This is a genomic window from Chromatiaceae bacterium (assembly GCA_024235395.1).
Classification (GTDB): Bacteria; Pseudomonadota; Gammaproteobacteria; order Chromatiales; family Chromatiaceae; genus Thiosocius.
Window position 1 is genome coordinate 640,753 of record JACKMK010000004.1, and the last position, 24,645, is coordinate 665,397.

Below are 24,645 nucleotides of genomic sequence, written 5' to 3' on the forward strand. Positions count from 1 at the left end.
CCTGATAGATGTGTGTCGCCCTGCGCTGCGCAGCGCGCCCCTGGGCCAGTATAGAGTACCCGGACCCAGTGACCTCCGCGGCCCGCCCCCAAGGGGTTGCGCCCGGATCGCGCCGTCTCTCGAGCGGCCTGAAAGTTGTATTAGTGTATTCTAAATTACTTTTTCACACAAGACGATAAGGTCAATTTATCGGAATGCCAGTCCGCGCGCGAGATCGTCGCGGATGTCCTCGAACGCCTCCAGGCCGACCGCGACCCGGACAAGACCGTCGCCGATCCCGGCAGCGGCCCGCTCCGCCGCGTCGAGCCGGCCGTGGGTGGTCGTCGCCGGGTGGGTGATGGTCGATTTCACGTCGCCGAGATTCGCGGTGATCGACAGCATCCGGGTGCTGTCGATCAGCCGCCACGCGGCCTCGCGGCCTCCGGCGACGTCGAACGCGACGATCCCGCCGGCGGCGGTCTGCTGCCGCTGGGCGAGCGCATGCTGCGGGTGTGAGGCGAGTCCCGGGAAGTACACCGCGTCGACACCCGGCTGGTCGGTCAGCCATTGCGCGAGCAGCGTCGCGTTCGCCGAATGCGCCTGCATCCGCAGCGCGAGCGTCTCCAGTCCCTTGAGGAAGATCCATGCGGCGAACGGGCTCATCGCCGGACCCGCGGTGCGCAACACGCCGTAGATGTCCTCGCCGACCCGCTTGCGGTCGCCGACCACGGCGCCGCCGACCGCCCTGCCCTGGCCGTCGAGGTACTTGGTCGCGGAGTGCACGACGATGTCCGCACCCAGTTCCAGCGGGCGCTGCAGTGCCGGGGTACAGAAACAGTTGTCGACCACCAGCACGCAGCCGTTGGCGTGGGCCAGGTCCGCCAGCGCGCGGATATCGCCCAGCTCGGTCAGCGGGTTCGACGGCGTCTCGACGAACAGCATCCGGGTGTTCGGCCTGATCTTGCGCTGCCAGTCGTCCGGGTCACTCAGGGTCGCGTAGTCGGTCGCGATGCCGAAACGCGCGAGGTACTTGTTGAACAGGATCGTGGTGCTGCCGAAGATGCTGCGCGAACTGACGATATGGTCGCCGTGCTGCAGCAGCCCCATGCAGGTGGTCAGGATGGCCGACATGCCGGATGCCGTCGCGACACACGCCTCGCCACCCTCGAGCGCGGCGAGGCGCTCCTCGAAGGCGCGCACCGTCGGGTTGGTGAAACGCGAATAGATGTTGCCCGGGCTGTCACCGGAGAATCGCGCGGCGGCCTCGGCCGCGCTGCCGAACACGTAGCTCGAGGTCGCGAATATCGGCTCGCTGTGCTCGCCTTCGGCGGTGCGCCGGTGTCCGGTCCGGATCGCGAGCGTCGCCGCCGCCCAGTCGGGTGTGTCATCGTTCATTGCATTGCTCCTGTCCATGCCATCACCGCCGACGCGGACAGAAAACAAAAAACCCGCTCGGCTCCATCGGCCCAAGCAGGTTTCCCCTCGCTTTAGCTGGATTTATATAGCGCCCGCAATCTGAGCCAAATCGGCGCTCGGCGATCAGACTAGTCCTTGCGTCTGCACACGTCAACAGACCCGTCGGCGCCGTCTCAGCGGTCGTTGTGCAGGCCGATCACCGCGGCCGCGCCCTTGTCGTCGCGCATCGCCTTGGCGTCGTCGTTGCGATCCGCCTCGAGGCGCTGCAGGTAGTCCGGGGTGATGTCGCCGGTCACGTACTCGCCGTTGAACACCGATGCATCGAAGCGCTGTACCTGGGTCTTGCCCTTTTTGCCGACCGCGTCGATGAGGTCTTCAAGGTCCTGGTAGATCAGGCCGTCGGCGCCGATCCAGTCGCACACCTCCTGATCGGTGCGCCCGTGCGCGATCAGTTCGGAGGCCGCCGGCATATCGATGCCATAGACATTCGGGTAGCGCACCGGCGGTGCCGCGGAGGCGAAATACACCCGGCGCGCACCGGCATCGCGCGCCATCTGCACGATCTGCCGCGACGTGGTGCCGCGCACGATCGAATCGTCGACCAACAACACGTTCTTGCCCTTGAACTCCACGTCGATCGGGTTCAGCTTCTGGCGCACGGATTTCTTGCGCGCGGTCTGCCCGGGCATGATGAAGGTGCGGCCGATGTAACGGTTCTTGATGAAACCCTCGGTGAAGCGGACCTCCAGTTCGTGCGCCAGGCTCATCGCCGAGGTGCGACTGGTGTCGGGGATCGGGATCACCACGTCGATGTTGGAGCGTCCGAGCACGCGGTCGATCTTACGCGCCAGCTTCTTGCCCATCCGCAGGCGGGCCTTGTGCACGAAGATGTCGTCGATGATCGAGTCCGGCCGCGCGAAATACACGAACTCGAAGATGCACGGGCTGCGCTGCGGGTTCTCGGCACACTGCCGCGTGTGCAGTTTGCCGTCGAGCGTCAGGATCACCGCCTCGCCCGGGTCGACGTCCCGCACCCGTTCGAAGTCCAGGGTATCCAGCGCAACGCTCTCCGACGCGACCATCATCTCCGGACCCAGCGCGCTGTCGCGCACGCCGAACACCAGCGGACGGATACCGTTCGGGTCGCGGAACGCGACCACGCCGTAGTTCGGGATCATCGCGACCGCCGCATAGCCGCCGCGGCAGCGCCGGTGCACCCCGGCCACCGCGCGGAACACGTCGTTCTCGTCGAACGCGAGATTGGTCGTCTCGGCACCGAGTTCGTGGGCGAACACGTTGAGCAGGATCTCGGAGTCCGAGTCGGTATTGATGTGCCGGCGGTCTTCGCGAAACAGGTCGCGCTTCAGATCGTCGGCGTTCGTCAGGTTGCCGTTGTGCGCGAGGCAGATGCCGTACGGCGAGTTCACGTAGAACGGCTGCGCCTCCGCCGACGACGAGCAACCGGCGGTCGGATAGCGGACGTGCGCTATCCCCATGATGCCGCGCAGATTGATCATCTGCTGGTTGTCGAACACGTCGCGCGCCAGGCCGTTGTCCTTGCGCAGATGCAGCCGCCCGTTGTCGCAGGTCATGATGCCCGCGGCATCCTGACCACGGTGCTGCAGCACCTGGAGCGCGTCATACAGTGACTGGTTGACCGGCGATGTTCCGACGATGCCAACGACTCCGCACATCTCGCACCTGACCTCACACGGTGTAACGAAAACGGTCTGCCAGTTCCGGTGGCAACAGCTCGCGCATCCAGAACGCGAGTTCCTCGAAATAGCCCACCAGGCTCGATTGGAGCCACCATCCCTCTTGCGGCAGCGGCGTCAGCCCCGCGAGCAGCACCAGTATCGCGACCACCAGGACGCCGCGTGCGGCGCCGAAGATCATCCCGATGAAACGGTCGGTACCCGACATCCCGGTACGTTCGACCAGCTGGATGATCAGGTAGTTGACCAGCCCGCCCACGATCAGCGTCGCGATCATCAGCGCCCCGAACGCGATCCCCAGGCGCGCGGTCGGCGAACCGATCCATTGACGCAACGGCACCTCCAGGTCACGGAAGAAACTCCAGCTGACCCAGAACGCGAGCACCCAGACCGCCAGCGAAAACGCCTCGCGCACGAACCCACGCACCAGGCTGATCAACGTCGACACCAGGATGATGCCGAGGATCAGGAAATCCAGCCAGACCACCGCTCAACCGCCGCCGCAGTCTAACAGATGTACAGTGCCTGGCCGGTCGACGGGGCGCATCAGGGGTACTGCTGCACCTGTGCCTTGGTACCCGCTATCTCGCTCACCCGGTCGAGCATCGCCTCGGCCTCGCTGCGCTCGACGACCGGACCGACCCGCACACGGTAGAAGCGGCGCCCCTTGATATCGACCAGATCGGGATCCGGTGTCTGCAGTCCGGCATCGCGCAGGCGCGCGACCAGCTTGTCGGCGTTCTCCTTGCTGGAGAGACTCGCCGCCTGCACCACCCAGGCGGTCAGACCGGTGCGCGGCTGGGCGACCTCGGCCGGTTCGGCCTCGGGCGTCTCGAGCGCGGGCGTCTCGAGCACGACCGGTTCCTGCGTTTCGACCACCGGCTCGGGCGGCGGTGACAGGGGCGCCACGGCCGGCACCTCGTCGCGCAGCATCTCCGAGGCGAAATCCTGTACCGGCGGCGGCTTCGGCAGCGGTGGCAGCGACGGCGGCTGCGCGGGCGGCTCCTCGAACAGCATCGGCACGAAGATCACCGCGAGTGACGCCAGTACCGCGGCCCCGATCAATCGCCTTTTCAGTCCTTCGTCCATCCAAAACCCGTCGTCGGCAAAGTGAGAATTATACCCGTACGCCTACCCGTCCGCAGACCCGCGCGCCGTCTCCATCCAGTGCATCGCCGCGCCGACCGTGAGAAAGGAGCCGAACACCACCACCTGGTCGTCCGCGGCCAGCTGGCCGGACAGCGTGGCGAGCGTGTCGCCGATCTCCCCGCCCCGATGCAACTCCACGCCGGGCAGTGCCGGGCGCATGCGGTCGTACAGCGCCGCCGCCGACAGGCCGCGCGAGCGATCGTCGAGGTCGATCAGGTACCAGGCATCGAAGCGACCCGCCAGCACCTCGGCGACGCCCGCCGCATCCTTGTCCGCGAGCATGCCGCACACCGCGATCCGTCGGCCCGGCACATGCAGATCCGCCAGCATGCCGTCGAGCACGCCGGCCGCCTGCGGGTTGTGGGCGACGTCCAGCACCCAGGTCGGACGGCCGGGGCGGACCTCGAAGCGGCCGCGCAGCCGGGCCGTCAGCAGGCCGGCGCGCACCGCACGCTGATCCAGCGGCAGCCGCGTCGCCAGTTGCGCCAGCGCCACGATGACCCCGGCCGCATTGTCGAACTGCACCGCTCCGCGCAGACCCGGGAGCGGCAGCGATCGGCGTTCGACGCCGGCGCCGCTCAGGTCCCAGCTGTCCGCATGCCGGGTCGCGTGGTAGTCCTCGCCCGCGACCAGCAGGCGCGCGCCGACCGCCGCCGCGCTGCTGCGGATGGACGCCGGCATCGCCCGTCCGGAAAACACCACCGGGCGACCGCTGCGCATGATGCCGGCCTTCTCGCGTGCGATGGATTCCAGGTCGTTGCCCAGCCAGTCCTGGTGATCCAGCCCGATGCTGCTGATCAGCGCGACGTCCGGATCGATCAGGTTGACCGCATCGAGGCGTCCGCCGAGACCGACCTCGAGAATCACCGCGTCGAGCGGCTGCTCGCTGAAGATGCACAGCGCCGCCAGGGTGCCGAACTCGAAGTAGGTCAGTGGGATCTCGCCGCGCGCCCGGTCGACGCGCTCGAACGCGGCGCAGATGCGCCGGTCGTCCGCCTCGACCTGGTCGACCCGGATGCGTTCGTTGTAGCGCACGAGGTGCGGCGAGGTGTAACAACCGGTGCGGTACCCGGCGGCCTGCAGGATCGCCTCGGCGAACGCGACGCTCGAACCCTTGCCATTGGTGCCGCCGACGGTGATCACCGCGGCCCCGAGCGTGTCGATCGCAAGCCGTTCCCAGACCGCACGCACGCGTTCCAGGCCGAGATCGATGTGCTTGGGACTGAGTCTCGTCTGCCAGTCCAGCCAGTCGGCGAGCGTCGTGAACCTCATGTCCGGCCCACTAGACGGCGGACGATTCATGCTTGGACGACATACCCGTGGATCTGCAGTGCGGCTAACTCGCCTTCTCGCCGGTGAGGATGCTGAGGATCGCGGCGATCCGGTCACGCATCTCGCGACGGTCGACGATCGTGTCGATCGCCCCGTGTTCGAGCAGGAACTCGCTGCGCTGGAAGCCCTCGGGCAGTTTCTCGCGCACCGTCTGCTCGATGACGCGCGGCCCGGCGAAGCCGATCAAGGCGCCCGGCTCGGCGATGTTGACGTCGCCGAGCATCGCGAAGCTCGCCGACACACCGCCCATCGTCGGGTCGGTCATCACCGAGAGAAACGGCAGGCCGCGCCGCGACAACCGCTGCAACGCCGCGGACGTCTTGGCCATCTGCATCAGCGAGAACAACGACTCCTGCATGCGTGCCCCGCCGCTGGCGGCGAAGCACACCATCGGGCAACGCCGTTCGAGCGCGGTATTGACGCCCTGCACGAAACGCTCACCGACCACCGATCCCATCGAGCCGCCCATGAACTCGAACTCGAACGCCGCGGCGACGATGTCGCGCCCCTTCAGCTGGCCGCGCAGCACCACCAGCGCGTCCTTCTCGCCGGTCTTCTTCTGTGCCGCGCTGAGCCGTTCCTTGTATTTCTTGCTGTCCTTGAACTTCAGCGGGTCGCTCGATTCGAGATCGGCGGCGATCTCTTCGCGCGGTTCGGGATCGAGGAAGATATCCAGCCGTCGGCGGGCGCCGACGCGGTTGTGGTGTCCGCACTTCGGACACACCTCGACGTTGCGTTCCATCTCGGCGCGGTACAGCACGGCGCTGCAGCTGGGACACTTGGCCCACAGGCCCTCGGGGACGGCCTTCTTGCTGCCACCCTCGGTCCGGATCCGGCTGGGCATCAGTTTTTCGAACCAGCTCATGCGTGTCCCCGTCGATCGATTCGCCGAATATTAGCAGACCGGCTGCTTCAGCCGGCGTCCATTGCCGCGCGCATCCCGCCGAGCACGCGCTTGATCTCTTCGATCGCCTGCGAGGGATCGTCGAGATGCTGTTCGATGCGCGACACCAGGGCGCTGCCGACAACGACCGCATCGGCGAACGCCGACATCGCCGCCGCTGTCTGCGCGTCCTTGATGCCGAAACCGACGCCGACCGGCAGGCTGGTGCAACTGCGGATCTCGGCGAGCTTTTCGCGCACGCTGTCGAGCGAGAGATTCGCCGCGCCGGTCACGCCTTTGAGCGACACGTAGTAGACGAACCCGCTGGCAGCCGCGGTGATGCGCTCGATACGCGCGCGGTTGCTGGTCGGTGCGAGCAGAAAGATCGGGTCGATCATGCGCGCCTGCAGCGCGGCGACCAGGCCCGAGCCCTCTTCCGGCGGGATGTCGACCGTGAGCACGCCATCGACGCCGGCCTCGGCGGCGGCCAGCGCAAAGGCGTCGTAGCCCATGACCTCGATCGGGTTCAGGTAACCCATCAGCACCACCGGCGTGGTCTGGTCGGTCTCGCGGAAGCGGCGCACCATGTCGATCACGTCGTGCAGTGCGACATGGTGCGTCAGTGCCCGCTCGCTGGCCCGCTGGATCACCGGTCCGTCCGCCATCGGATCGGAAAACGGCACACCCAGCTCGATGATGTCGGCACCGGCCTCGACCATTGCATGCATCAGCGGCAGCGTGGTCTCCGGCGCGGGATCGCCCGCGGTGACGAAGGGTATCAGGGCCTGGCGGCCCTGATCACGCAGTGCGGAAAAGACCGCGGCAATCCGTCTCATAGCTGCAGGCCCTCGCGCGCCGCCACCGTGTGCATGTCCTTGTCGCCCCGCCCGGACAGGTTCACCAACACCACCTGGTCACGATCCATCTGCGGTGCCATCTTGATCGCCTGGGCGATCGCGTGGCTCGATTCGAGGGCCGGAATGATCCCTTCGGTGCGGGTCAGCCGATGGAACGCCGCCAGCGCCTCGTCGTCGGTCACCGCGACATAGCTGGCGCGGCCTATGTCCTTCAGCCAGGCATGCTCCGGACCGACGCCCGGATAGTCCAGCCCGGCCGAGATCGAATGCGTCTCGATGATCTGGCCGTCGCGGTCTTCCATCAGATAGGTACGGTTGCCGTGCAGCACGCCCGGCGTGCCGGCACACAGCGGGGCCGCGTGGTGGCCGGTCGCCAGCCCCTCGCCGGCCGCCTCGACGCCGTAGATCGCGACGCCGCGATCCTCGAGAAACGGAAAGAACAGGCCGATGGCGTTCGAGCCGCCGCCGACGCACGCGACCAGGGCGTCCGGCAGGCGTCCGGTCGTCGCCAGCATCTGTTCGCGCGCCTCGCGGCCGATCACGGTCTGGAAGTCGCGCACCATCGCCGGATACGGATGCGGGCCCGCGACCGTGCCGATGATGTAGAAGGTGTCATCGACGTTGGTCACCCAGTCACGCATCGCCTCGTTCAGCGCGTCCTTCAGGGTCTTGGAGCCGGACGACACTGCGCGCACCTCGGCGCCGAGCAGGCGCATGCGATAGACGTTGGCCTCCTGGCGTGCGACATCGACCTCGCCCATGTACACGACGCATTCCAGTCCGAGTCGCGCGGCCACGGTCGCGGTCGCGACACCGTGCTGCCCGGCGCCGGTCTCGGCGATGATGCGCGTCTTGCCCATGCGTTTGGCGAGCAGCGCCTGACCGACCGTGTTGTTGATCTTGTGCGCGCCGGTGTGATTCAGGTCCTCGCGCTTCAGGTAGACCTGCGCACCGCCGAGCTCGCTGCTCAGGCGCCGCGCGTGGTAGATCGGCGACGGGCGGCCGACGTAGTTGCGCAGATCCTCGTCCAGCTCCGCCAGGAAGTCCGGATCCTCGATGAATCGCTCGTAGGCCACGCGCAGTTCATCCAGCGGCTCCATCAGGGTCTCGGCCACGAATATGCCGCCATAGGGTCCGAAATGTCCTGCCGCATCCGGCAGATCCGTCAGACGGGACTCATTGTTCTGCACGTCGTACCTCGTCAATGAAAGCTTTGATCTTCATCGGATCCTTGATGCCCTTCTGCGCCTCGACACCGCCGCTGACGTCCACCGCGAACGGTCGCACCTGGCGGATCGCCGCGGCGACGTTGCCGGCGTCCAGCCCACCCGCCAGCACGATGTGCGGCGCCAGTTCGGACGGAATCCGGGTCCAGTCGAAGGTCTCACCGGTACCGCCCGGTACACCGGGGCGATAGGCATCCAACAGCAGCCCGCGCGCCTCGGCGAAGGTCTCCCGCAGCGCGACCAGATCGGTCTCGGGCTTCATACGCACCGCCCGGATCCAGGGGCGGCGGTGTCCCGCGCATTCGTCGGCCGACTGGTTGCCGTGGAACTGCAGAAGATCGATGCCGACCTGGTCGACGATCCGCGCGATCTGTTCGGCATCCGCATCCACGACCAGCGCGACCGCGGTCACGAACGGCGGCAGTACACGCACGATCTCGACCGCTTGCGGCAATGTCACATGGCGGGGACTGGGTTCGTAGAACACGAGGCCGATCGCATCTGCCCCGTGTTCGACCGCTGCCAGGGCGTCCTGCACACGGGTGATACCGCAGATTTTAACCCGGGTTCGCATGCCGCGGCATTATGCCGCAAAAGCATACGCGGGATTAACGCGATTGTGGCGCCGGATTGTCCGCGTCAACGCCGCAGATCAACGGCACCGGCGGTGGCGCGGGGATCGCAAAGTGTTCCGGGTACCAGACGCGTTCGAAGTACAGGCCGTCCGGCGGCGCCGTCACCCCGCCCAGGGTGCGATCACGTCGCTCGAGCACCTCGGCGGCCCATTCGACCGGCCGTTCGCCGCGGCCGATCGCCAGCAACACGCCGGCGATGTTGCGGATCATGTGGTGCAGAAAGGCGTTGGCGTGCACCCGCAGGTCGATCAGCTCGCCGTGCCGGTGCACCGCCAGGCTGTGCAGGGTGCGCATCGGGCTCTTGGCCTGACAGCCCAGTGCACGGTAGCTGGAAAAATCGTGTGTACCGACCAGTGCCTGTCCGGCGCGGTGCATCGCCGGTACATCGAGCGGCCGATGCTCCCAGGTGGCGCGGCCGGCGAGCAGGCTGCTGCGTGTCGCGCGATTCAGGATCAGGTAACGGTAGCTGCGCGATTGCGCGGAAAAACGCGCGTGGAAATCGTCCGCGGTCTGCAACGCCCAGCTCACCGCCACTTCGGGTGGCAGATTCACGTTCGCGCCCAGCACCCAGTTGCGCGGCGCACGCACCGCGGTGGTGTCGAAGTGCACCACCTGGCCGACGGCATGCACCCCGGTATCGGTCCGCCCGGCACAGACCACGCGGACCGGTTGCGCGGCGACGCTGCCGAGCGCCGCTTCCACCGCCGCCTGGACGGTCGCCACCGTATGCCGCTGCATCTGCCAGCCTTTGAATGCGCGGCCGTCGTATTCGATACCCAGTGCTATTCGCATGAACGAAAAGGACGCCTTGCGGCGCCCTTCGATTCGCAGCTGTCAGCCGCGCCGACTCAACCGAGACGTGCCAGCATCTGCTCGGCATCTCCGCGCTGCATGTCGTTGCCCTCGACCACGACCTCCGCGAGGATGTCGCGCGCTCCGTCCTGGTCGCCCATGTCGAGATAGGCACGTGCAAGATCCAGCTTGGTGGTCACCTCGTCGTCACCCTCGGCTTCACCGCTGCCGGCCAGCATGGAGTCGTCCAGCTCGATGGTCTCGCTGGCATCGTCGTCGGGGATCTCGACGGTATCGAATGCCGCGTCGAGACTCAGCGGTTCGTCGACGCCGCTGTCGGCGGCACCCGTGTCTTCCGCGACCAGACCGAGGCCGGCCGGCGCCTCCCTGCTCGACAGGTCCGAAGAATCGTCAAGCGAGGAATCGAGCATCGACAGGTCGCTCAACTCGTCGAGCTGTGCCTGCAGGTCGTCGGCGCTGAAATCGGAGTCCAGACTGACCAGGTTTTCATCCTGGTCGACCGCCGCCTCGGCATCCGCCATCATGCTGTCGAGGTCGAGCGAATCGGAACCGGTCTGCTTGGCCACCGCCTCGCTCGCGCTCTCCGACTCGGGCATCTCGAAGTCCAGCGAATCGAGGTCTTCGAGCGGGATCGATGCCGGCAGGTCCTCGACCGCATCGTCGGCCAGTTCCGAAGCCTGCTCCAGATCGAGCAGGATCGAGACCTCCGAGGACGGATCCAGGGTCTCCTCGGCGCTGTCGCTGTCGGCATAGGCCGAGTTCAACTCGGACAGTTCGAGATCGTTCAACGACAGGGTATCTTCGTCGACTGCCGCTGCCGCGGCGGCAACGCCCGATACGGCGCCGGAGAGGCCGACTTCACCGTCACGCGCGGCGAACAGCGGATGATCCGGCATCAGTTCGCGTCCCATGTCGCGGGCACGCAACCAGGCATCTTCGTCGGCGGCGTCCTGCCCCGCATCGACCATCTCCTGGGCCAGGGCGGCAAACGCATCGCCGTTGCGCGTCGCGTAGTGCACTTCGAGCAGCTTGTGTTTCAGCGCCAGGCGGTTGGGATCGCGCCCCAGGGCCTGGCGCAGCAGCTCCTCGGCCTGCTGGTAGCGGCCATAGGCGATGTAGACATCCGCCTCGGAGACCGGATCGACCTCCCCGGTCTCATCCTGCAGCGCATTGATCTCGCTCGGCGAGAATTCGTCCAGGAACGAGCTGTCGGCCAGGTCGTTCATCGTGTCGCCGTCGAACATCGGCTGATCGATCGCGTCCATCTCGTCGTCCGCGGCCGTCGCGGCTGCCGAGGCGTTCGCCACCGCCGCTGCCTCGGCCAGCTCGGGGGCGGCTTCCTCACGCCGACGCCGGGTGGCCAGCCACCCGAACAGGCCGAGCAGACCGACTGCCCCGGCGGCGATCGGCACCATGTTGCGTTCCAGCATCCCGAGCATCGATTCACTCTGCACAGCCGGCGGTTCGGCCGCCACAGGCGCTGCGGTCGGCGGTTCGGCCGCGACCGGCGGTTCATTGACCACCGGCGGTGCAATCTCTGCAACGACCGGCGCCGTCGGTTCGGCGGTCGGCTCGGGCATCACTGCCGATTCGCCGGCCATCTCGATCACGATCTCCTCGCTGCCGAGGGTCGGGGCCACGGCCACATCCGCCACCGGGGCGCCGCCGTCCTCGACCATCAAGGCCGAATCCGGCACCAGGCCATCCGCGTCGGCCATCTGCACGATGCGGTCGGCATCGATCTGCGGCGGAATCTCGCCGATCGCGAAGGTCTCGCCCTGCACGACCTCGCCGACGGTTTCGGGCACGGCATCGGCCACGCCGGCCGGCACGGATTCGACCACGATCTCGGTGGAGACAGTGCCGTCTTCGCCGGCGCCACCCACGACCCGGTCGGCATCGACCTGGTTCACGACCTCTGGGATCTGGTAGTCCGGACCCGGCACCCAGGCCGGTGTCGATTCAGCGGTCACCTCCAACGTCGCCGGCGCCTCCGGCTCGACAACCGGTTCCACGGGCTCCGGCGCGGCCGCGGCCTCGTCCCCGGTGATCACTTTGTCTTGCAGCTGCGCGAGTTGTTCGTCTTTCAGACTGAGCAGGCGCTGCATGTCGGCCAGGCGATCCTGCAGATCGTCGACCTGGCCGCGCAGCGACTCGGCCTCCTGGCGCGAGGTCTCGGCGTTTTCGCGCGCGACGATCAGGCGGTCGCGCAGATTCGCGGCGGTCGTCGAGCGGGCGTCGTCATCGCCGGCACCCGCCTCGCCCTGGCCCTCGGGCCTCGCCGTCGCGATGCGCAGCTGGTCGCTGCCCTCGGCGGCCGCGGCACCCGTTGCCGTCTCGCCGGTACCTGTCGGTTCGGTCGCCGCTTCGGCGGCCTGCTGCAGGCGGGCATCGCGCCTTGCCAGCCAGGCGTCCTGTTGTTCGCGATAGGCGGCACGCGCCGCCTGCCGACTCAGTTCCTGGATCTCACTGATTGCCGGCACACGCAGAATCTGTCCGCGACGCAGACGGTTGATGTTGCCGTCGACGAATGCCTGCGGATTGGCATTCAGCAGCGCGATCATCATCTGTTCCATGCTCACACCGCCCGTCCGCAGCTTCTTGGCGATGCTCCACGCGGTCTCGTTGGCACGCACCGGGCCGTACTCCGAACCATCGGTGCTGACCGTGCCGCTCGGTGCGGCCGGCGGCGTCGCCTGGACGGTGGTCGGCTTGACCGCAGCCTTGCGCGGCGTGCTGGCAGCCACCTTCGCCGCCGGTGCGACCGCGGGTGGGCGGCGCTTGGTGGTCGTCGGTGGATCGAGCAGCACGGTGTATTCGCGCAGCAACCGGCCGTTCGGCCAATTGACCTCGACCAGGAAGTTCATAAAGGGTTCGCGAATGGGGAACTCGGATGTCACCCGGATGACCGGCCTACCCTTGTCGCCGAGCACGGGCTCGAACTTCAGCAGCGAAAGATAGAAGGGTCTATCGACGCCTGCGCGGGTAAAGGCTTCCGAATCCGCGAGTTTCACACGGATCGTATCGAGTTCATCGGCTTTCGCCGAAAGCAGTGTGATATCGCCCTGGAAGTTCTGATTCAACGCGGACTTGGAACTCAATTCACCAAGACCCAGTGCGTGAACGGGAACGTTCCAGGTTCCCAATGCGAGTGAAACTGCCAACGCCAACTTGCGGACCATGAATCCCCCCTCAGGTTCGCCGTCCCGGACTCCTGGTTACGGCTCTTTCCCGAGCCGGCTTTCCTTAAAATAAAGGAGCCACCATCAACCGGTGAATTAAATTCGGCCTTACTATAGCCGAGCCCTGGCTATGTACCAATGCAACTAACGGCAGCGGGCCCGGAGACTTAAACGCCTTCGGGCCACTTTTTTGCGAGGGATGACGCAGTTTGGCTGCGAATCACCCGGATTGGAGGATCCGCAGCATCCGACGCAGCGGTTCGGCCGCTCCCCACAGCAGCTGGTCGCCGACCGTGAACGCGTTCAGGTACTCGTTGCCGAGGTTCATCTTGCGCAGCCGGCCCACCGGTACCGACAGGGTCCCGGTGACCTTGGCCGGGGTGAGTTCCCGGATCGTGGTCGCACGGTCGTTGGGGATCACCTTGGACCACGGGTTGGCGTCGTCCAGGATCTGCTCGATCTCGTCGATCGGGACATCGCGCTTGAGCTTGATCGTCAACGACTGGCTATGGCAGCGCATCGCACCGATGCGCACGCAGGTACCGTCGATCGGCACCGGGTTGTCGCTCCGACCCAGGATCTTGTTGGTCTCGGCGAAACCCTTCCATTCCTCTTTGCTCTGGCCGTTGTCCAGCGCGACGTCGATCCACGGGATCAGGCTGCCCGCCAGGGGTACGCCGAAGTTTTCCGTCGGGAAGGCATCGCTGCGCAGGGTCTCGGTCACCGCGCGATCGATATCCAGGATCGCCGACGACGGATCCGCGAGTGGACCGGCGACACTGTCGCGCAGCGCGCCCATCTGGCTGAGCAGTTCGCGCATGTTCTTCGCGCCGGCACCGGACGCGGCCTGATAGGTCATCGCGGTCGCCCACTCGACCAGGTCGGCATTGAACAGGCCGCCGAGCGCCATCAGCATCAGGCTCACGGTGCAGTTGCCGCCGATGAAGTCCTTCTTGCCTGCGGCCAGCGCCTGCTCGATCACCGGCAGGTTGACGGGATCGAGGATGATCACCGCATCCTTTTCCATGCGCAGCGCCGAGGCCGCATCGATCCAGTAGCCCTTCCAGCCGGCGTTGCGCAATGCGGGATACACCTGCTTGGTGTAGTCGCCACCCTGGCAGGTGACGATCACGTCCATCCCGGCCAGTTCCTCGATGCTGGCGGCATCGCGCAGCGGTGGCACGTCCCTGCCGATATCCGGCCCGGCCTGCCCCGCCTGCGACGTGGTGAAAAACACCGGCTCGTCGATCTGCGCGAAGTCGTTCTCCTCGCGCATGCGATCCATCAGGACCGATCCGACCATGCCACGCCAACCCACAAATCCCACTCTATTCATCGTTCAGCTCTCAGTTCCGATTCATTGGCAGTGCGGCCCGCATCACAGCGCCGCGACGACCGCGTCACCCATCGCCTCGCAGTTCACCTCGGTCATGCCCTCGGACATGATGTCGGGCGTGCGCAGGCCCTGGTCGAGCACCGCAACCACCGCGTTTTCGATACGCTCGGCCATCGCCGGTTCGTCGAGGCTGTAACGCAGCATCATCGCCAGCGACAGGATGGTCGCCAAGGGATTGGCGACGCCCTTGCCGGCGATATCGGGCGCCGATCCGTGGATCGGCTCGTACATGCCCTGGCCTTTTTCATTCAGCGAGGCCGAAGGCAGCATGCCGATCGAACCGGTCAGCATCGCCGCCGCATCCGACAGGATATCGCCGAACATATTGGTCGTGACCATCACGTCGAACTGCTTGGGCCACTTGACCAGCTGCATCGCCGCGTTGTCGACGTACATGTGCGTCAACGCGACCTCGGGATATTCATTCGCGACCACGCGTGTCGCGACCTCGCGCCACAACTCGGTGCATTCCAGGACGTTCGCCTTGTCGACCGAACACAGGCGCTTGCCGCGTTTCATCGCGATCTCGCACGCCGAACCTACGATGCGTTCGATCTCGTGCTCGGCGTACACCAGGGTGTTGAAACCCTGGCGCTCGCCGTTGTCCAGCGTGCGCACGCCGCGCGGCTGGCCGAAATAGATGCCGCCGGTGAGCTCGCGCACGATCATGATGTCGAGTCCGGAAACGATCTCCGGCCGCAGGCTCGAAGCACCGGCGAGCTGCGGATAGAGGATCGCCGGGCGCAGGTTGGAGAACAGGCCCAACCCTGCACGCAGCCCCAGCAGCCCCTTTTCGGGACGCACCGCGATTTCGAGCGGCTCCCATTTCGGGCCGCCTACCGCACCCAGCAGGACCGCGTCCGCCTCCTGCGCCATCGCCAGTGTGCTGTCCGGCAGCGGAGTGCCGACCGCGTCGTAGGCGGCCCCGCCGATCAGGCCCTCGTCGAGTTCGATCGCCAGGCCTTCTCCGGCCAAGCGGTCCAGCACCTTGACGGCCTCGGCGACGATCTCGGGACCTATCCCGTCACCCGGCAGTATCAATACGCGTTTCGTCATCGTCTCTGTCACCCCACTCGGCGCTTGATCGCGTTCAATATCGTCTTGGCCCCGACGACCACTCGGCCGCCACGGGTCCGTTGCTCAGGGTCAGCCTGCAAACAACCACGGCGCTTCCTGTCTGCGCCTGGCCTCGTATGCCTCGATCTCGTCGACGTGCTGCAACGTCAGGCCGATATCGTCGAGACCGTTCAGCAGACAGTGCTTGCGGAACCGGTCGACGTCGAAACCGATCGGCTCACCGGTCGCACCGCGAATCTGCTGCGCCGCCAGGTCGACCGTCAGTTGCAGGGCCTGCGGACCGGTTGCCTGCTCGAACAGGCGATCGACCGTCGCCGGGTTCAGCACGATCGGCAACAGCCCGTTCTTGAAACTGTTGTTGAAAAAGATGTCCGCGAAGCTCGGCGCGATGATGACCTTGAAGCCGAAATCGGTCAGTGCCCAGGGCGCATGTTCGCGCGACGAACCACAACCGAAGTTCTCGCGCGCCAGCAGAATGCTCGCGCCGGCGTAACGCGGATCGTTGAGCACGAAGTCCGGATTCAGCGGCCGCCGGCTGTTGTCCATCCCCGGTTCGCCCTGGTCGAGGTAGCGCCACTCGTCGAACAGGTTCGGGCCGAAACCCGTCCGCTTGATCGATTTCAGAAACTGCTTCGGGATGATTGCATCGGTATCGACATTGGAGCGATCCAGCGGACACACGATCCCGGTGAACGTTGCAAACTTTTCCATAACCTACCTCACGGCGTCATCGATGGCCTCGCCGGCGTTCTGAATATCGCGGCCCAGACCCTTGATCGTCTCGCAACCGGCGGTCAGCGCCAGCAGCGATATCAGCACGAACATTGCCCAGTTGCGTCTCATCGTCATCCCCCGCCTACGGCCTACAGGTCGCGAATGTCCACGAAATGGCCGGCGATCGCGGCGGCAGCCGCCATCGCCGGGCTGACCAGATGGGTGCGGCCCCCCTGGCCCTGCCGCCCCTCGAAATTGCGGTTCGAGGTCGACGCGCAACGCTCGCCAGGCTCCAGCCGGTCGGCATTCATCGCCAGGCACATCGAGCAACCCGGTTCGCGCCATTCGAAACCGGCCTCGACGAACAGGCGGTCGAGTCCCTCCTGTTCGGCCTGCGCCTTGACCAGACCGGAGCCGGGGACGACCAGCGCCTGTTTGACGTGGTCCGACACCTTGCGACCCCTGATCACCGACGCGGCGGCGCGCAGATCCTCGATACGCGAGTTGGTGCAGGACCCGATGAACACCTTGTCGACCTCGATGCGTTCGATCGGCGTGCCGGGCTCCAGCCCCATGTAGTGCAGCGCACGACGCATGCCCTCGGCCCGGACCGGGTCGCCGACCGCGGCCGGATCGGGGACCTTGTCGGTCACCGGCACGACCATCTCCGGCGAGGTGCCCCAGGTGACCTGCGGGACTATCTCCGCGGCCGGGATCACCACGACCTTGTCGAACTCGGCGCCATCGTCGCTGTGCAGGGTCCGCCAACTGGCGACCGCCTGCTTCCAGTGTTCCGGACCGGGCGCGAACGGCCGCCCCTTCACGTAGTCGATGGTCTTGTCGTCCACCGCGACGAACCCGGCCCGCGCTCCCGCCTCGATCGCCATGTTGCAGACCGTCATCCTGCCCTCGATCGACAGGTCGCGGATCGCCTGGCCGCTGAACTCGATCGCGTACCCGGTGCCGCCGGCGGTGCCGATCCGGCCGATGATCGCGAGCACGATGTCTTTCGCGGTCACGCCAGAGCCGACCGAACCGTCGACCACGACCAGCATCGCCTTCGACTTCTTCTGGATCAGGCACTGCGTCGCCAGGACGTGCTCGACCTCCGAGGTCCCGATACCGTGTGCCAGCGCGCCGAACGCGCCATGCGTCGAGGTATGCGAATCCCCGCAGACCACGGTCATGCCCGGCAGCGTCGCGCCCTGTTCCGGGCCCATCACGTGCACGATGCCCTGGCGCGGATCGTTCATACCGAACTCCACGATCTTGAATTCGGCACAGTTGTGATCCAGCGTCTCGACCTGCACCCGTGACACCGGGTCCGCGATGCCCGCGCTGCGGTCTGTGGTCGGCACATTGTGATCCGCGGTCGCGAGATTGGCGTCGGTGCGCCACACCGGCCGGTGCGCCAGCCGCAGACCCTCGAACGCCTGCGGCGAGGTGACCTCGTGGACCAGATGGCGGTCGATATACAGCAGCGCCGTGCCGTCCGGCTCCTCGCGCACCACGTGCGATTCCCACAATTTGTCGTACAGCGTTTTCGGTTTCATCTTCACGCTCTCCGGGCTGACGTGGCTAACGATAGCGTCTATCATCAATAACACAAATTCATGTTTTTCATTTATTTGATTCCTATTGAGAATAATGGAAATCGCCGCGCTGCATGCATTCGTCGAGGTCGCCGAGCACGCCTCGTTTTCCGAGGCGGCCGAGGCGCTGTACCTGACCCAGCCCGCGGTCAGTAAACGCGTCGCCCAGCTGGAAGGGGAACTCGGCGCGCGTCTGTTCGATCGCATCGGTCGCCGGGTCTCGCTGACCAGCACCGGGGCGGCGCTGCTGCCGCGCGCGCGGCGCCTGATCAACGACGCGCGCGAACTCAAGCGCCTGGTCAGCGATCTGTCGGGCGAGGTGCGCGGCCGGCTGGTGATGGGCACCAGTCACCACATTGGCCTGCACCGCCTGCCGGGACCGCTGAAACGCTTCACCGAGGCCTTCCCGGGCGTCGAACTCGACATCCGCTTCATGGATTCCGAGGCCGCGTGCCGCGCGGTCGAGACCGGCGACCTGGAGCTGGCGATCGTCACGCTGCCACCGGACCAGCCCCCCAACCTGCAGCTCGAGACGATCTGGCAGGACCCGCTGGCATTCATGGTCGGACGTGACCACCCCCTGGCCGGCCGCGCGCGGATCGGCCTGGACGAGTTGCTGACGCACCCGGCCGTGCTGCCCGGCGGCAGCACCTATACCCGGGGCATCCTCGAACAGGCGCTGCGCACCAGCGGGGCCCGACTGCATGTCGCGATGGCGACCAACTACCTGGAGACCCTGTACATGCTGGTCGCCACCGGGCTCGGCTGGAGCCTGCTGCCCGCGGTGCTGCTGAAGGACGACGTCGTCGCGCTGCGCGTCGACGGGCTGCAGCTGACGCGCCATCTCGGCGTGGTCACGCACCACCGCCGCAGCCTGTCGAATGCCGCCATCGAGATGATCCGCGCCTGTAAGGCCGGGTAGGCGACAGCACCCGGTGCAGCGCCCCGTGTCACCGGCGCTTTGTCACTCGCGGCGGAGGTAGAAACCGCGAAACGGTTCCATCACCGACGGCAGCTCCCAGTCCAACAGCTGGATCTCGGACGGCTTGACCTGACGCCGGGAGAGCACGAACACGTTCCTCAGGCCGTCGGTGAAATAGGGATCGTGCTCGGCGTTGTGGTGCGGCGACGATACGTCCGCCGGACGCTGGCCCTGGACGAAACCGACCTTCTCGATCAGCCCGCCGGCCAGCATGTCCTGCAGGACATAGAACCGCGCGTCGTCGACATCCGGATCGATCACATGGGTCGTCGGTGGCCACAGCCGCCCGGACAGTTTGATACCGACATCCCGGCTGACCTGGCCCAACCAGACCGCGCGCCCCTCGAATCTCACGGGCGCCAGCCACAGGCGCATGTGGTTGCGCTCGTCGATGATCGCGCGCGATTTCTGGAACGACAGGTCCTGTTCGCGGCCGAACACGAACAGGCTCGAGATCGGTGCATAGCGGAAGCGCGATCCGAAGAGGAAGGCACTGACCATGCGTCGGAGCGAGGCCTCGTCGACCGGCGCGGTGACGTCCCAGTGTCGGGATATCAGGGCGGAACGGAGCCGGTCCAGGCTGCCGACGAACACGATGTTCAACGGATCGCCGGGCGCGCCGCGGACGTCGACCGCGCAGCAGTCCGATCGACGCAACCATTCCTGGAACGCCTCGGCGTTCAGGTTCGGCGCCGCGGCCTGGTGGCTGCGGACCGCCTCATCGACGTCGAAATAGGTCGTGGGCAGACCGGGCACCTGCACGACGAAGCTGAACAGGTCGACCGCATGCGAACCGACCAACTGCACGTTGAATGCCTTCAGTCCCTCGTCGCTGTGCGCGAAGACAAAACCGGAAACCGTCGCCTCCGGCGGGACGAACCATTTCATCTCCTGATCGCGGAACCGTTCGTACAGGTCGTCGACCGAATCGCCGCCCAGTGCCGATGCACGGCGTGCGACCTCATAGGTCGGGAAATAGTCGTTGTCGATCGCGATCGGGAACAGCCAGTGCGGATCTTCGCGGAAGTTCTCGATCTTCAGCCAGACCGGTTGCACGTTGATGTCGTTGAGCGCGACCCCGAACGTCGCCTCGCTTTCGCACCGGCTCAGCGCGACGGCCTCGACGACCAGGCCGCTGCGGTGCTGACGCTCGACGCGTGTCTGGAATGGCTCGGACGGCGTACAGACACCGCCCGGCGTCGCACACCCGGCCAGTATCCAGGGCAACAGCGCCACCAGGAGGCCCAGGCGATATCGCGACGAGGAAACGGGTGCGAGCGACAAGCGCGTCATGCCTCGCCGGGGGCGACCGCCGCGGTCAGGCGCAGCCGCGCGCCTTCCAGCGCGGACAGCAACGCCGGCACCAGCAGCAACACCAGAAAGGTCGCGAACGCCAGGCCGAACGAGATCGAGACCGCCATCGGTATCAGGAACTGCGCCTGCAGCGAGGTCTCGAACAGCAGCGGCAGCAGGCCGGCGATGGTCGTCAGCGAGGTCAGCAGGACCGCGCGCAGGCGCTGACAGGCGGCCTCGACGATGGCCTCCCTGACGCCCATGCCGCGCTCCCGCAGCTGCTTGTAGAACACCACCAGGATGATCGAATCGTTGACCACGATCCCGGACAGCGCGAAGAGTCCGAACATCGACAGGATGGTCGGCGTGATCCCCATGAACAGGTGTCCGAACAGGGCACCGACGATACCGAACGGAATGATCGCCATCACGACCAGTGGCCACCCGTAGGAACCGAACACCCAGGCCAGTACGATGTAGATCATCGCGAGTGCGAACAAGGCACCCTTCTGCATGTCCGATGCGGTGTCGCGCTGGTCTTCGGCCCGCCCGGTGAACTCCCAGCTGAGGTCGTGCCGCTCGGCGAGTGTCGGCAGCACCCCGCTGCGCAACAGCGCACGGATCTCGTTCGCGTTTGCCGTCTGTTTGTTGACATCGGCGTAGACCGTCGCCGCCAGGCGTCCTTCCGCATGCCGGATCGCCTTGAAGCCACGCCGCTCCTGCAGGTCGACCACCGACATCAGTGGCACGCTGCCGCCTCCCGGCAGCACCACGTTCAGATCGTCGAGTGCGCTCAGCCGGTAGCGTTCGCGGTCGGGCAGCATCACCCGCACCTCGATCTCCTCGTCGCCCTCGTTGAAGATCTGCGCCAGCTCGCCGTCGAACGCCGCACGCATCTGGCGACCGACGTCCTGCACCGTCAGGCCCAGCGACTCGCCCAGTGGACTCACGCGGAACACCAGCTGCTGTTGCCCGTATGGCATGTCGTCCTCGATCGCCTGCACGCCGGGGATCGCCGACAGTGCATCCGCCAGCTCCAGCGCGGCCCTTTTCAATGCGTCGGCGTCCGGCCCCACCAGGCGCACCTCGAGATCACGCCCCGGGTGGCCACCGGTACGCGAGGTGATGGTGAGGTATTCCAGGCCCGGCGGCCGGACCAGGCTCGCCTCCCAGGTCTCGATGAATTCCTCGTTGCGCACCGCGCGCTGGTCGGACGGCAAGAGTTCGACCGTCACCGACGCGAACTGATCGCCCGTCTGCTCCTGGCGGCCGTTGGAAAAGAAGCCACGGCCGAGCGCGACGTTCGCCACCTGCACCAGGCCGCCACCCAAGGCGCGATCGGTCGCGTACAACTGTGACTCCAGATGTTCGGCGAACGCCTTCACGCGCTCCGGCGGCGTGCCGGCAACGAAGGTCGCACTGGCGACCACGCCGTTGCCTTCGACATTGGGGAAGAAACTGAAACCCATGCGGCCACCGCGCAACACCCCGAACAGCACGATCACCGTGGCCAGTGCGATCGAGACGATCGCGACCCGGTTGTTCACCGCCCAGGTGACCAGGGCGCGGAAATACCGGTCGCGGAAGTGTGCGAATCCGGCATCCCAGCGGCGCCGGAAGCGGCCGGGTTCGGCGTGTTGCAGACCCCGGAAGCTGTGCCGCAGATGTCCGGGCAGCACCAGGAAGCTCTCGAACAGCGAAGCGATGATCACGCACACGATCACGAACGGGATATCGCCGAGGAACTTGCCGATGAAGCCGCTGATCGCAAACAGCGGCAGGAAGGCCGCGATCGTGGTCAACGACGACGACATCACCGGCGCGAACATGCGGCGCGCACCCCCCTCGGCGGCCTCCAGCGAGCTCTCGCCGGTCTGATAGTGGGTCAATGCGTCTTCGCCCACGACGATCGCATCGTCGACGATGATGCCGAGCGCCATGATCAGCGCGAACAGCGAGATCATGTTGATGCTGCCACCGGCCAGGTACACGATCGCGAGCGTGGCCATGAACGATACCGGGATACCGACCGCGACCCAGAACGCCACCCGGCCATTGAGGAACAGAAACAGGATACCGACCACCAGCAGCAGGCCGCTCCCGCCGTTCTTCAGCAGCAGGTTGATGCGGTCCTCGATCAGCGTCCAGTGCTCGTCGTACGGAGTGATGGTCACGTCGGGCGGATAGCGCAGACGCGCCTCGTCCAACCAGTCGTGCATGATGCGCGCCGACACCAGCGAGTCGGCGCTGGTCGAGCGCATCAGCTGCAACTCGACGGTCGGCTGTTCCTGGAACGTCAGCGCGACCTGGTTGGGACGCGGGCGGCGTTCGACCTCCGCGACATCGGCGACGCGTACCAGCCGGCCCTCGCGGTCGGCGCGCAGCACCAGTTGCTCGAAACCGAGTTCGGTGCGCCGCTGGTCGAGCGTGCGCACCTCGCGCCCGACGTCGTCGCGCCCGACGGTGCCGGCCGGCAGATCGCGCGAACCGGCCGCGACACGCTGCGCGACCTGCTGCAGCGACAGTCCGAGGTCCTCCAGGGTCGCCTGCGGGATCTGGATGGCCAGTTCGTCTTCGGGCAGGCCGGTGATCGTGACCTTGGCGATACCGCGGTCGAGCAGTTCGCGTTCCATGCGCCGCACCAGCGGCCGCAGTTCGCGGATATCCGGCGGGCCATGCACCAACAGGCGTGCGACCGGCTCGTAGCGCAGCACATGGCTGACCTCGGTGGCCTCGGCATCCGCCGGCAGGTTGCGCACCGCGTTGACCAGTTCCTCGACGCGGTCGGTCGCCGCGCCCATGTCGGTCCCCTCGGGAAACTCCAGGGTGATCAGGCTGAGGCCCTGGCTGGAGGTCGACGACATCTTGTCGAGGCCGTCGGTAGTGCGCAGTGTCTGTTCCAGCGGGACCGTGATCGAGCGTTCGACATCCTCGGCCGACGCGCCGCTCCAGGCCGTGGTGACGGTGACCATCTCGATCTCGAAGTTCGGAAAGAACTGCACGTTCAGGTGCGCCAGGCCCCAGGTCCCGGCGAGCAGCATCACCACCATCAACAGGTTCGCTGCGACCTTGTGCTGGGCGAACAGTCCGATGATGTCGTTGCGGTGCTGGAAGGCCATGCGTTTCAGCGCTCGTCCGCTACCCGGATCAACAGACCGTCGAGCGCGTTCGGCAGCTGCGTGACCACCACCTTCGCTGCCGCCGGCAATGCCGCGGTGTCGACCAGCACGCGGGTCTCGCCATTGTCTAGACGCACCTCGCCGACCCGTTCGATGCGTTGCGCACGCATCCGGCTATCCTCGTCGACCAGATAGACGCGGTCCGTCCCGTAGATCGCCTCGTGCGGCAGGGCCGCCAGTCCGTCACGTGCCGGCAGCTGCAGTTCGATGCGCACGAAGCGCCCCTGGCTGATCTCCTGCGCGCCTTCGGTGACCGTGAACAGGCCATCGACACCGCCACTGTTCGCGTCGCTCTCGGCCGCGAGTCCGCGCAGCTGTGCGACCACGCGGATGCCGTCGATCTCACCGTGCGCGACGAGCGGCTCGCCGGCATTCATCGCCGAACGGATCTGGGGCAGATGGCGGGTCGGCAGTTGCGCACGCACGAGCATGTCGTCGCTCGCATACAGACTGATCAGCGGATCGCCGACACGCACCCGCCGTCCCGGCGCGGCGGGCAGTCGCGCAACCCGGCCGTTGTACGGCGCACGCACCTCGCAACGCTGCAGCTCCAGCAGCGCCTGGTCACGCAAGGCCTCGGCGCGGGCGCGTGTCGCCTCGACCTCGGCCAGCCGCGCGGTGTGTTCGTCGACCGCCTGCTGACGCTGGGTCAGTGCGATCGCCTGGCGTTCGGCGGCCTGCATCGCGGTATCCAGCTGCGATTGCGCGCCGACCTTGTTCTTGACCAGGTCCTGCAGCCGGTTGACCTCGCCGCGGGTCAGCGACAGCAGGTGACGCTCGCGCGGCAACGCAGCGAGGTCCGCCTCATGGCGCAGTCTTTCGGCCGCGATGCGTGCCTCCGCCTGCTGCAGCTCGGCCTCGCGTTGCGCCAGTTCCAGGCGCACGTCCCGGTCATCGAGGCGCACCAGCAGCTGCCCCTGCTCGACACGATCCCCCTCGACGACGGCGACCCGTTCGATGTCCGCCGCGATACCCGCGGTGAGTTCACTCGACCACTGTGACTCAACGCGGCCGTACAGCGTCAGGCTCGCCGCGTAGCGGGCGGCATGGACGTCCTCGACGGCGACCAGCCAGGCCCGCTCCAGCACCTTGACCGGTCGACGCTCCGGTTTGGTTGCGATCAGGGCCGCGGCGGCGGCACCCGCAACCGAAAGAATCAGTAGCGGCAGCCACCATCGCCGGCGGCGGCGTTGTGTCGGTTGTGTCGATCGTTCCTGCATGCGCA

The 24,645-nt window shown here is 66.5% G+C and carries 20 protein-coding genes; 1 reads left to right on the plus strand and 19 read right to left on the minus strand.

Features of this window, described 5'->3' with window-relative positions:
* Positions 1–186 precede the first annotated feature (186 nt).
* The 16 genes from H6955_21420 to leuC all read right to left on the minus strand — a co-directional run bounded on the left by H6955_21420 (position 187) and on the right by leuC (position 17,927).
* Positions 187–1,374 carry an O-succinylhomoserine sulfhydrylase gene (locus H6955_21420; protein ID MCP5316130.1) on the minus strand — a complete coding sequence of 396 codons (1,188 nt, stop codon included), beginning with the start codon at positions 1,372–1,374 and terminating at the stop codon, positions 187–189.
* A gap of 194 nt (positions 1,375–1,568) precedes the next feature.
* The gene (gene purF, locus H6955_21425) at positions 1,569–3,089 is read right to left on the minus strand and encodes an amidophosphoribosyltransferase (protein ID MCP5316131.1); all 1,521 of its coding nucleotides are present in this window, start codon (positions 3,087–3,089) and stop codon (positions 1,569–1,571) included.
* A 13-nt stretch (positions 3,090–3,102) separates the two neighbouring features.
* Entirely contained in the window at positions 3,103–3,597 is a 495-nt protein-coding gene (locus tag H6955_21430) for a CvpA family protein (GenBank protein MCP5316132.1), read from the minus strand.
* Positions 3,598–3,656: 59 nt separating this feature from the next.
* On the minus strand, positions 3,657–4,199 hold the full coding sequence (locus H6955_21435) for an SPOR domain-containing protein (GenBank protein MCP5316133.1): 543 nt from the start codon (positions 4,197–4,199) through the stop codon (positions 3,657–3,659).
* A 42-nt stretch (positions 4,200–4,241) separates the two neighbouring features.
* Entirely contained in the window at positions 4,242–5,531 is a 1,290-nt protein-coding gene (gene folC / locus H6955_21440) for a bifunctional tetrahydrofolate synthase/dihydrofolate synthase (protein ID MCP5316134.1), read from the minus strand.
* A 64-nt stretch (positions 5,532–5,595) separates the two neighbouring features.
* The gene (locus H6955_21445) at positions 5,596–6,456 is read right to left on the minus strand and encodes an acetyl-CoA carboxylase carboxyltransferase subunit beta (protein MCP5316135.1); all 861 of its coding nucleotides are present in this window, start codon (positions 6,454–6,456) and stop codon (positions 5,596–5,598) included.
* A 47-nt stretch (positions 6,457–6,503) separates the two neighbouring features.
* Entirely contained in the window at positions 6,504–7,310 is an 807-nt protein-coding gene (locus H6955_21450) for a tryptophan synthase subunit alpha (GenBank protein ID MCP5316136.1), read from the minus strand.
* Complete coding sequence (gene trpB, locus H6955_21455) at positions 7,307–8,536, minus strand: tryptophan synthase subunit beta (protein MCP5316137.1); 1,230 nt, start codon at positions 8,534–8,536, stop codon at positions 7,307–7,309. Before trpB ends, H6955_21450 begins: the two co-directional genes overlap by 4 nt.
* A complete protein-coding gene (locus H6955_21460) occupies positions 8,508–9,131 on the minus strand; it encodes a phosphoribosylanthranilate isomerase (GenBank protein ID MCP5316138.1) in 624 nt (207 codons plus the stop codon). Before H6955_21460 ends, trpB begins: the two co-directional genes overlap by 29 nt.
* A 34-nt stretch (positions 9,132–9,165) precedes the next feature.
* Positions 9,166–9,984, minus strand: coding sequence for a tRNA pseudouridine(38-40) synthase TruA (truA, locus tag H6955_21465; protein ID MCP5316139.1), 819 nt, complete (start codon positions 9,982–9,984; stop codon positions 9,166–9,168).
* A 56-nt stretch (positions 9,985–10,040) separates the two neighbouring features.
* Complete coding sequence (locus tag H6955_21470) at positions 10,041–13,187, minus strand: hypothetical protein (GenBank protein MCP5316140.1); 3,147 nt, start codon at positions 13,185–13,187, stop codon at positions 10,041–10,043.
* A 220-nt stretch (positions 13,188–13,407) separates the two neighbouring features.
* Positions 13,408–14,523: an aspartate-semialdehyde dehydrogenase gene (gene asd, locus H6955_21475; GenBank protein MCP5316141.1), complete on the minus strand. Its 1,116-nt coding sequence runs from the start codon at positions 14,521–14,523 to the stop codon at positions 13,408–13,410.
* Positions 14,524–14,565: 42 nt separating this feature from the next.
* Entirely contained in the window at positions 14,566–15,639 is a 1,074-nt protein-coding gene (leuB, locus tag H6955_21480) for a 3-isopropylmalate dehydrogenase (GenBank protein MCP5316142.1), read from the minus strand.
* Between the two features lie 90 nt (positions 15,640–15,729).
* Positions 15,730–16,371: a 3-isopropylmalate dehydratase small subunit gene (gene leuD, locus H6955_21485; protein ID MCP5316143.1), complete on the minus strand. Its 642-nt coding sequence runs from the start codon at positions 16,369–16,371 to the stop codon at positions 15,730–15,732.
* 3 nt (positions 16,372–16,374) lie between these two features.
* Positions 16,375–16,503, minus strand: coding sequence for an entericidin A/B family lipoprotein (locus H6955_21490; GenBank protein MCP5316144.1), 129 nt, complete (start codon positions 16,501–16,503; stop codon positions 16,375–16,377).
* 20 nt (positions 16,504–16,523) lie between these two features.
* Positions 16,524–17,927 (minus strand): 3-isopropylmalate dehydratase large subunit, encoded by a 1,404-nt coding sequence (gene leuC / locus H6955_21495; GenBank protein ID MCP5316145.1) that lies wholly within the window; start codon positions 17,925–17,927, stop codon positions 16,524–16,526.
* Between the two features lie 94 nt (positions 17,928–18,021).
* Here leuC and H6955_21500 point away from each other — a divergent pair, with 94 nt between their 5' ends.
* Positions 18,022–18,888: a LysR family transcriptional regulator gene (locus H6955_21500; GenBank protein ID MCP5316146.1), complete on the plus strand. Its 867-nt coding sequence runs from the start codon at positions 18,022–18,024 to the stop codon at positions 18,886–18,888.
* Between the two features lie 42 nt (positions 18,889–18,930).
* Here the strand turns inward: H6955_21500 and H6955_21505 are convergent, their stop codons facing one another.
* From H6955_21505 to H6955_21515, 3 genes are read right to left on the minus strand one after another with little or no spacing between them, the layout of a single operon-like run.
* Entirely contained in the window at positions 18,931–20,241 is a 1,311-nt protein-coding gene (locus tag H6955_21505; GenBank protein ID MCP5316147.1) for an LssY C-terminal domain-containing protein, read from the minus strand.
* The gene (locus tag H6955_21510) at positions 20,238–23,360 is read right to left on the minus strand and encodes an efflux RND transporter permease subunit (GenBank protein MCP5316148.1); all 3,123 of its coding nucleotides are present in this window, start codon (positions 23,358–23,360) and stop codon (positions 20,238–20,240) included. The genes H6955_21505 and H6955_21510 overlap by 4 nt, the downstream gene beginning before the upstream one ends.
* 5 nt (positions 23,361–23,365) lie before the next feature.
* The gene (locus H6955_21515; protein ID MCP5316149.1) at positions 23,366–24,640 is read right to left on the minus strand and encodes a biotin/lipoyl-binding protein; all 1,275 of its coding nucleotides are present in this window, start codon (positions 24,638–24,640) and stop codon (positions 23,366–23,368) included.
* Positions 24,641–24,645: the final 5 nt, after the last annotated feature.

Coding starts and splice junctions, on each gene's coding strand:
- H6955_21450 (MCP5316136.1), bottom strand. CDS start 7,310: ATGAGACGGATTGCCGCGGTCTTTTCCGCACTGCGTGATCAGGGCCGC.
- H6955_21420 (MCP5316130.1), bottom strand. CDS start 1,374: ATGAACGATGACACACCCGACTGGGCGGCGGCGACGCTCGCGATCCGG.
- H6955_21445 (MCP5316135.1), bottom strand. CDS start 6,456: ATGAGCTGGTTCGAAAAACTGATGCCCAGCCGGATCCGGACCGAGGGT.
- leuD (MCP5316143.1), bottom strand. CDS start 16,371: ATGGAAAAGTTTGCAACGTTCACCGGGATCGTGTGTCCGCTGGATCGC.
- leuC (MCP5316145.1), bottom strand. CDS start 17,927: ATGAAACCGAAAACGCTGTACGACAAATTGTGGGAATCGCACGTGGTG.
- folC (MCP5316134.1), bottom strand. CDS start 5,531: ATGAGGTTCACGACGCTCGCCGACTGGCTGGACTGGCAGACGAGACTC.
- H6955_21500 (MCP5316146.1), top strand. CDS start 18,022: ATGGAAATCGCCGCGCTGCATGCATTCGTCGAGGTCGCCGAGCACGCC.
- leuB (MCP5316142.1), bottom strand. CDS start 15,639: ATGACGAAACGCGTATTGATACTGCCGGGTGACGGGATAGGTCCCGAG.
- H6955_21435 (MCP5316133.1), bottom strand. CDS start 4,199: ATGGACGAAGGACTGAAAAGGCGATTGATCGGGGCCGCGGTACTGGCG.
- H6955_21505 (MCP5316147.1), bottom strand. CDS start 20,241: ATGACGCGCTTGTCGCTCGCACCCGTTTCCTCGTCGCGATATCGCCTG.
- asd (MCP5316141.1), bottom strand. CDS start 14,523: ATGAATAGAGTGGGATTTGTGGGTTGGCGTGGCATGGTCGGATCGGTC.
- H6955_21490 (MCP5316144.1), bottom strand. CDS start 16,503: ATGAGACGCAACTGGGCAATGTTCGTGCTGATATCGCTGCTGGCGCTG.
- H6955_21460 (MCP5316138.1), bottom strand. CDS start 9,131: ATGCGAACCCGGGTTAAAATCTGCGGTATCACCCGTGTGCAGGACGCC.
- H6955_21470 (MCP5316140.1), bottom strand. CDS start 13,187: ATGGTCCGCAAGTTGGCGTTGGCAGTTTCACTCGCATTGGGAACCTGG.
- H6955_21515 (MCP5316149.1), bottom strand. CDS start 24,640: ATGCAGGAACGATCGACACAACCGACACAACGCCGCCGCCGGCGATGG.
- truA (MCP5316139.1), bottom strand. CDS start 9,984: ATGCGAATAGCACTGGGTATCGAATACGACGGCCGCGCATTCAAAGGC.
- purF (MCP5316131.1), bottom strand. CDS start 3,089: ATGTGCGGAGTCGTTGGCATCGTCGGAACATCGCCGGTCAACCAGTCA.
- H6955_21510 (MCP5316148.1), bottom strand. CDS start 23,360: ATGGCCTTCCAGCACCGCAACGACATCATCGGACTGTTCGCCCAGCAC.